Annotated in this window: 2 protein-coding genes; both read right to left on the bottom strand. The window is 59.0% G+C overall.

All coding sequences use genetic code 11. From position 1 onward, the window contains the following. Positions 1–11: 11 nt before the first annotated feature. Positions 12–446: a hypothetical protein gene (locus tag U8U68_RS21995; RefSeq protein WP_322204610.1), complete on the bottom strand. Its 435-nt coding sequence runs from the start codon at positions 444–446 to the stop codon at positions 12–14. A 40-nt stretch (positions 447–486) separates the two neighbouring features. After that, positions 487–813 (bottom strand): SPOR domain-containing protein (locus U8U68_RS21990; protein ID WP_322204608.1); only part of this gene is annotated, 327 nt, incomplete at its 5' end.

The raw sequence follows: 813 nt of genomic DNA, 5'->3' as shown, positions 1-813 counted from the left end.
GGGCGCGGGCTTTATGTACGCTGTTCCGTGTGCGTCTTCGGAAGGGCGAAAACGGCGGCTTCAATCGCGCCATCAACAATTTTCTTCATGTCGCCGTCAAGCTCCACCCCCGCCGCGGCGATAAACTCATACACAAGCCGCGTTGCTTCGTCCTTCCGCTGTGCCTCTTCGATCTTGCTTGTTTTATAAAGCTGTTCCGCGGCCTCTGCCGCCTTCTGCGCCCACCCGATCACGCGGTCAATAAAAGCGATTGCCTCATTGCCGGGAAGGAAGGTCTTTAAGGTGTCAACCACACAATCCGCGGTGTCAATCACCGTCCCCGTGCCTGCCAGCACGCCGGAAAGGTCAATACCCTTCTTTACCAACCGCGGGATCACCACGGCCAGCCCGCCGAATACCGCCAGCACCGCGGCCAGCACCACCAGAAGAATCATTGCGTTGTTCATGTTTTCGTTTCCTCACTTTCTTTTATTTATCCGCATACGCTCATACAAGCGTAAGATCGGCCAGCTTGACGGCGGCCACCACCACGCCGCCGAAGGTGATAACGGCCCGATCGCCGGAAATTTCTTTCACGGTATGATCGCGGCCATAGACGAAAGAGGCAAGCCCGCCGCCCGTGTAGGTTTTCGCGCCCTCCTTCACTCGCACGGTGCTTCCCGCGGTGATCTGCGGGGTGGGCGCGGCGGCCTGCCCCTTGCTTTCCTCCACTATAAACGCGTCCGCGAAGCCCGCGGCCTTTGCCTTCTGCAAGCAGGTTTCGGCGTTGGCCTTGACGCTGTACGCGCCGATCTGGACGCGGTAAAGCGTCTT

The sequence above is a fragment of the Acutalibacter intestini genome (assembly GCF_034334985.1).
Classification (GTDB): Bacteria; Bacillota; Clostridia; order Oscillospirales; family Acutalibacteraceae; genus Acutalibacter; species Acutalibacter intestini.
Note: the sequence above shows the minus strand (reverse complement) of the source record. Positions and strands in the feature narration are given on the sequence as shown.